Raw genomic sequence first — 8,047 nt, 5'->3', positions numbered from 1 at the left:
ACCATTTTTCACACCAATCAATTTAATTTACCTCTCTTCCAACTTTTTGAAAGTCATTTTACTTTTTATTTCACCATATATATTGAATTCAAAACAACACATATTTCTAAAGCACATATACTGTCAAATACGACTTTCAAATACTTTTTTGAATTTTAAAAAATAATCTACAATTGCAAGTTTTATTTTATTTCCACCAAGTGAAAATAACTTTCACTAAATTATGTTTAGTATAGCATACTACTTTTGAATTTTCAACTTCATTTACAGTATTTTTATGGGAAAATACAAGTTTTAAATCATAATTTCACTGCATTACATAAAAAATGATTGATATTCCTTCATTTTTCTGATTAAATTCATAACTACAAAATTTATTGCCAATTCTTGAATTTTCTTTTACATACATTTATAATTTAAGCTATGCAACACATATAAAGAGGAGGGAAAAATGAATTTAACAGAGCTATCCGTAAAGAGGCCGGCTGCCATAACCATGGTAATACTTTTTCTACTGGGCCTTGGTGTGTTCGGCTATACTCACATCGGGGCAGATCTTATGCCATCCGTCGACGTACCTGTAATTTCCATATCCACTACATATGCAGGCGCCAGTTCCGAGGATATCAAGGAAGACATAGTAAAACCCATTGAAAATGCCATATCAGGTATAAGCGGCATCGAAAAAATCCAATCCACATCCAAAGAAGGTGTTGGACAAACTATTATAACGTTTAAGAGCAATGTAAACATGAACACGGCTTTTTTAGATGTACAGAAAGCTGTAGACAACGCCCAGGCTAAGCTTCCCAAAAATGCAGATAAACCGGTTTTATTCAAAATAGATACAAATTCCATGTCTGTCTTGATGTTGTCCTTATCAGGAAATGTATCACAAGATGAACTTTACAATGAAGCAAATAATATAGTAGAAAACCTTCAAAAAGTACAGGGTGTCGGAAATGTAACCCTGCAGGGCATACAAAAAAAACAGCTTACAATAAAGTTGAATAAAGCTGCCCTGGAATTCAATGGAGTAAATGTAAACACCCTGATTTCAAAACTGCAGGCTGAAAATATAAATATACCGGCAGGACAGATAAAACAGGAGAACTTAAATCAGCCTGTAAGAGTTACAAGTGAATTTCAAAATCTAGATGAAGTCAGGAACTTAATAATACCTGCCAAAGATGAAAGTACGGTCCGCCTGTCTGACATAGCAGATATAAATCTGGAATACCCCGAAGAGAATCAACGCATGAGGATAAATGGTAAAAAAACTATTGGAATAAGCGTCCAGAAACAAAGTGATGCAAATGTAGTAGAAGCCGTGAACAACATAAAATCAGAACTTGAAAAAATCAAAAAGCAGCTCCCAAGCGGTATTAAACTTGAAACCGCCTATGACAGCACTACATTTATAAACTCCTCTCTTTCCCAGATAAAACATACTTTAATGGAAGGCATAATTACAACTGCCATAGTATTGCTTATATTTTTAAGGAGCTGGAAATCATCGCTTATTGTCCTGATAGCAATACCTACTTCCCTAATATCAACTTTCTTTATAATGTACATATTTAAATTTACCATGAATATGATGTCTCTCATGGCACTGTCATTGTGCATAGGTATTCTAGTAGATGATTCAATCGTCGTACTCGACAACATACAGCGCCACCTTGCCATGAAAAAGGATCCCAAATCCGCTGCCATAGACGGCCGCATGGAAATAGGTCTTGCAGCTATTGCAATAACTCTCTGCGACGTGGTCGTATACACTCCAGTAGCATTTATATCAGGCATGGTAGGAAAATTTTTTAAGGAATTCGGACTTACCATAACTGCTGCTTCGCTGTTTTCTCTGTTTGTATCCTTTACAATAACTCCCATGCTGGCTTCCAGATTCTTTAAGGGAAAAGAAGATTCCAAAAATAAAATATCTTCCGGAAAGATGGAAAGATTTAAGAAAAGTTGGCTTTACAAAATATTCAATACGATTTCGTCTTCCATAGACAATGTGACAATAACATATAAAAAGGTCCTCATATGGTCGCTGGATCACAGAAAAAGGGTGCTTTTACTCAGCATAGCAGGATTAATAGCCGTCATCCTGCTTATACCGGCCGGCGCCATCGGCACAGAATTTATACCAACTACCGATCAAAGCATGTTTAATGTGAATATGACCTTTGATTCAGGTTCCAGCTTAAACCAAATGGATAAAACTGTGAAACAGGTTGAAAATCATCTACATAAAATGCCTGAAATCTCTAGCTACTATTCTTCAGTGGGAGCTGACAATGCCAGCCTGATGGGTGGAAATTCAAATTCCGCAAGTATATATGTAAAACTTAAGCCCAAAAAAGAAAGGAAGAAATCTCAATCGAATATAGCAAAAGGACTCCGAAGATGGGCTAATCTTTCCCTATCCGGTACGGATTTTTCCGTAGTTGAGTCCGATGTTGGAAGCGGAAGTTCCAAGCCCATATCAATTCAAATATTGGGCAGCGATACTCACACAATAAATGAAATATCAAACAAGGTAGAAAATATAGTGAAAAACGTTCCCGGGGTCATAGATGTGGATAATTCTTCAAAAATAAGCGAAAGTGAATTCAGGGTGCAGATAGACAAGCTAGCTGCTTCACAATATGGTATAACCACACAGGATGTATCTTCGGTTCTTAGGCTGGCAATCGAAGGTTCCCCCGGAGGCATATACAGGACGAATGGAAATGACTATGACATAATGGTCAAATTCCAGGATGGAGATATAAAAACTCCATCGGATATAGGCTCCGTAAATATACTCAATCAATCGGGCGAATCAATTCCCTTAAATGAAATTGCCACCATATCAAGGGCGGACAGCCCGCAGTCCATATCAAGACAAAACAGACAGGATGCGGTCACTATTTCTGCCAACATTCAGGGTAAAACACTTGGAGAAATAAATAAAGTTTTATCTAAAAAATTAAAATCATTTTCCCTGCCGGAGGGATATGAAATAAAATTTGGTGGAAATCAAGAGGACATGAAAGACAGTTTTACCTCCCTTATAGAAGCACTGATCATTTCATTGGTTTTAATTTACATGATACTTGTTGTGCTCTATGAATCATTCCTCACACCTTTTATAAGAATGATATCTTTGCCTTGTGCCCTAATCGGGGCTTTTGGTATACTGGCCATCACCGGGAAAACTTTAAATATAATGTCCATGATAGGACTTATAATGCTGGATGGACTGGCATCTAAAAACGGCACTCTTCTGATTGACTACACAAATACGCTCATGAAACGTGGGAAGAATTTGAGAGAAGCCCTGATAGAATCCGGCGAGAGAAGGTTAAGACCCATAATAATGACATCTGCCACCATGATTGTAGGTATGCTCCCTTCCGCCCTTTCCATAGGGGAAGGCAGTGAATTGAAATCGAGCATGTCTGTTATAGTTATCGGTGGAATGATTGCTTCCACTATTTTTACTCCTATAATATTGCCTATAGTTTACACATTAATGGACGATTTGAAAAAACACATCTTTAAAAAGAAAAAACATGTAGAAATTCAGGAGGTATAAAAATGAATCCCAATGCTTTGAAATTCAAAAAAATTATATGGAAAATAGTACTGATCATATTAGCAGCCTTAATGGTTTTTGCCATAGTACACAATATAATTAAGAATAAAAAAACAGAATCCCAAAATCAGATTAAAAATGTAAAAGTAACACAGGCAAAGCTGGGTTCTATAGCCACGACCGTAGATTACCCCGGAGAACTGGACATAGATAAAGAAATCTCTATATCTCCTAAATCACCTGGTAAAATACAGAGTTTAAATGTAAAAGCAGGCAGTTCAGTCAAAAAGGACGACATACTTTTTACCCTCGATTCAACTTCATTGAAAGCCCAATTGGAACAGCAGCAGGCAAGCGTTGATTCCGCCAACGCCAATTTAAACAAAACCAGAAGTTCCGGAGTAGAACAGCCGGTGCTTCAGGCCCAGCAGTCCCTTGAAACAGCACAGATAAACTACAACGATGCCAAAACCAGCTATGACAGAATTCAGAACCTGTACTCCGCCGGTGCCGCGGCAAAACAAGATCTGGACAGTGCCAGTACAAAATTAAAGACCTCCTCTGCTGCACTGTCTGCAGCACAGCAAAATCTAGACCTGCTAAAACAAAAAATCGGTCCTGAATCCGTTGAAGTTGCACAAGCCCAGGTAGCTCAGGCTGAAGCCGGAACAAAATCAATTCAATCCCAAATTGACGACACCACAGTCAGATCACCTGTTTCCGGAGTTGTATCTGCCGTCAATATCCACGAGGGGGAGATTTCCCCGACAACACAGCCTTCCGTAATCATACTGGATTTAAGTTCACTTATTGCAAAGGTAAATTTACCTGACAACATGCTCTCCAAAATTAAAGTAGGACAATCTGTGGATATAACTATTCCCTCTGCAAAAAATAAAAAAATCACCGGTACTGTAGACAACATAGCTGCCGATATAGATAGCAAGACTCAGAAATACCCAGTTAAAATAAAAATAAACAGCTCCGACGGCAGTTTGAAACCGGGTATGTTTTCCAAAATATCTCTTGCCGACAAAAAGAAGGATAACATACTCACAGTTCCCAATGAAGCTATAAAGATTGAAAACGGCGTCTCATACCTGTATGTGGTAAAAAATAATAAAATAAGGAAAATATCCGTAGATACAGGACTTTCAAATGACAAAAGAACTGAAATATTGTCTTCAAAAATAAATTCGGGAGATAATATAGTATCGACGGGATTGACCTTCTTAAATGAAGGAAACAAAGTTAAAATTTTGAATTGATTTTAATGTCACAAATTGACTCTGCATCATATTATAAATTAGGGTTAGATTCCTGTATCTACATTACTACGAAAAGGAGTTGAGTATATGAGCAGACACCACAGAAGCCATTCTAGGAGGCACCCTTCGAATATCACAACAGGCATCAACGACGAAAGTTATTACATTGACGATGAAAGATCATCTTCAGATTATGATCCTGTAGACATAGATGAAAACCATGAAGAAAACAGGGAGATAGGTTCCAATAACTGTAACAGTATAAGATCTCTTAATTTCATAGATAATCTAAAAAAATATATAGGAAACAAGGTAACTGTATATACAACAGGCGGAAATTCCTGCGGATATAATTTTACTGGAACGCTGCTTGGGGTAAACAAATATTTTATAAGGCTTGAAGAAGAACCGTCGAAACAGCCAAGGATTATTACCGATGATCCATATTCCCTGGCAAATAATTGCAATTTGGAATCCGACTCCTGTTCTGAAAATACGGATAAGAATACTTTGGTGGATATACCTATTGATAAAATTGCCGCTTTTCTTCGCGGTAATATCTAAAAAATATGCTGGCATAAACAACTGCCAGCATATTTTTATTTTAAAGCACCAGAGACATTGAATGTTTTCAATACCGCTAACTTGGCCATATCAAATATTGAATTTCTCTCCTCTTCTATGGTTATTTCCTCCTCTATATATTTTCCATTTTCACTTAAAGCAAACAATGAAGCCAAATTCTTTTTAAAGGAATTTTTTATTAGATTTTCAAATATAGATTTTGTCTCATCTTTAGAATTAAGTACTTCATACAATTTTTCAACAGTCCTGTCCATTTGAGGTATGTATTTGTCCTTCAGCAGTTTTTCCCTCTTCATTTCATTCAATGCCAGTATAGACAGTTTCATTATATCAGGTCTTACTTCAAAATCTATTCTGTCATAATTTTTACATATGAATGCCGCTGCCTTGTTCAATTGATTTGTATATATATCCACTCTCTCACTTCCAGTAACAAAAGCAAGTATAACCATGGAAGTGGTCTCTATCTTATCTTCCATGCTGCTGTCTTCATAGTCTACAAAAGCACCGTCCGCAAATTGATTTTTGGCAATAATTCGAAGAAGTTTTCCTCTCGGATATCTTTCATCCAGATACCTGTTGTCATCCATATATTCTTTCTCATTTTCCCCGGAACCAAAGCTTCTGTACCAGAATCCAGATTCCACATTTCCGTCTATCTTCTCACCCAATGTAGTTTCATTCACTTTTATAGGTATTATGTTTTTAAGTTGAATTCCAAGTACCGGTTCCTCTCTAAGTTCCATAAATATAAAAGTCGTTTCAGGACTTATAAAACCGTTTTGTTTAGAGAGTTCTATAAGTTCCCTTCTCATTTTCTCCTTTTCTTCCCCACGCTGGAATTTCATGTTTATCTTCAAGGATCTTATTTTTTTCCTCGCCCATACCTTTTTCAACAGATTGGCATTTTCTTCCGTATTGAAATTGTCTATGTCTATATTCCTTATATACTCTTTTCCGTGAACTTCACCGCTTAAAGTAATTTTCCCGCATACATCCCCGGAAACATCTGCAAATATTGAAAACGGTTCTCTGTCGTACATGTAGTCAATGGTTCTTGGGTAAGAAGAGCTCACCTGCAGCTTTCCCCAATCAATCTTTATATTGTCCACCTGTGGATTCTGGATTCTGTTGAATTGTCTGAGAACCACATCTTCAATTCTCTGCTGTGTATCTATAAATTCAGCTTTTCCATAACTTTCATGGGCCAGTTTATTCAAGAAATAATTGTTCGCAGATGAATCTATACCAAATGTAAATATCCTGTTGTCACCTATATTTTCCTTTACATACCCGAGTATTTCTTCCTCTTCATCCACCTGATCGTCTGTAAAAAGCAATATGGTATTCTGAGAACCTTCTCTTTCCAGGCTGTATTTTATACCGTCGAATATGGCAGCATCCTCTTCTATATCGAGGTCATCTATCCATTTGGAGGCTTCCCTCAATGAATCCGCATCAAATCTTATCAATCCATTTTTAGAAAAGCTGTTCAATTTAACCCCCAATGCTATAATGTCAAAAGTATCCCCCTCGGATAAATTCCTCAGACACAACTGAAGTGCATTTTTTGCCTGTTCCAGCTTTTCTCCCTCCATCGTGTCGGAAACATCAATCAAAAATACATAATTTTCTCTTATTTCATCTTCATATGGATCAAGTTTCGGTATCATCCTTATATAGACTATTCCTTTTTTCTCATCACTTTTATCGTATTCATATATCATTCCATCTGCTTCAAGAGTTTCCCTCTCGTCTATAAAGAGCACAAAATCCCTGTCAATAAAATGATGATTTTCATTTAAGCTTATCTTGGCTACTGTATCACCCTCCCTTTCCACATTTATGGTATGATAAGGACATCTAAAATCAACTCTGCTTAAAGATTCAACTATTATGTTGATCTTGAACTCAAAATCCCCTCCTACTGTCTTTCTGCCAAATTCGCCTGTAAAACTGTCCCTTAAAGTTTCAAACCCGGATTTATTTTTTATTATCTTAGGTACTGAAACTGCCGGGATAGTGAGTTTAAAGCTGCTGTCTTTATAATCAAGCTCCTCAACATAGGATAATTTTATCTTTACAGTTTCTCCCGATATTATCTTTCCTATTCCTATCTTGAAATAATGCGGGCTGAACTCCTCAAGAGGGAAGATGCTCTCGCCTCGGGCCCTGGCATTTTCATAAATTTTAAGTGCCTTATCCTTCTCTTCCACCATAGCCTTCAAAGTCCTGCCGCCTATTTCCGCTTCAAACCCTGAAATAACTGCCGTAGTTGGCAATGGAAACACATATACCCCTTCTATGTCTTCATGACTGCAGTTCTGGTACAATTGGTTCACCACAATTTCTCCATATCCAGCACATAAGTTTCCTACAATATTTACTTTTTTAAGCAGGATACCCTCATCTTTCCCTTTATTTTTTTCAGTATATTGAAACACTATACGCCGACCCCCTTTTAAATTTATTCTATTTTACTGCAGATGCAGTTATACACTTCTCAATATCAGTTACTGTATATAATATCCAACTTTGTCTATATTATTATATCATATTTGCCATATTTATTTTAAAGCACCATCAAAATGAAATCGGTTTAAAAGGA

Annotated in this window: 4 protein-coding genes; 3 read left to right on the top strand and 1 reads right to left on the bottom strand. The window is 36.7% G+C overall.

Annotated features, from left to right (window positions below; genetic code table 11):
- The first annotated feature begins 451 nt into the window (after positions 1–451).
- From AB8S09_RS14650 to AB8S09_RS14640, 3 genes are all read left to right on the top strand, one after another.
- On the top strand, positions 452–3,586 hold the full coding sequence (locus tag AB8S09_RS14650) for an efflux RND transporter permease subunit (protein WP_369869421.1): 3,135 nt from the start codon (positions 452–454) through the stop codon (positions 3,584–3,586).
- 2 nt (positions 3,587–3,588) lie between these two features.
- Complete coding sequence (locus AB8S09_RS14645; protein WP_369869420.1) at positions 3,589–4,854, top strand: efflux RND transporter periplasmic adaptor subunit; 1,266 nt, start codon at positions 3,589–3,591, stop codon at positions 4,852–4,854.
- A gap of 87 nt (positions 4,855–4,941) precedes the next feature.
- A complete protein-coding gene (locus AB8S09_RS14640; protein WP_294184075.1) occupies positions 4,942–5,418 on the top strand; it encodes a hypothetical protein in 477 nt (158 codons plus the stop codon).
- 35 nt (positions 5,419–5,453) lie between these two features.
- Here the strand turns inward: AB8S09_RS14640 and AB8S09_RS14635 are convergent, their stop codons facing one another.
- A complete protein-coding gene (locus AB8S09_RS14635) occupies positions 5,454–7,883 on the bottom strand; it encodes a VIT domain-containing protein (RefSeq protein ID WP_294184076.1) in 2,430 nt (809 codons plus the stop codon).
- Positions 7,884–8,047 lie beyond the last annotated feature (164 nt).

This window comes from Clostridium lapidicellarium (assembly GCF_041224415.1).
In the GTDB taxonomy this organism is placed as follows: Bacteria; Bacillota; Clostridia; order Clostridiales; family Clostridiaceae; genus Clostridium_B; species Clostridium_B lapidicellarium.
Note: the sequence above shows the minus strand (reverse complement) of the source record. Positions and strands in the feature narration are given on the sequence as shown.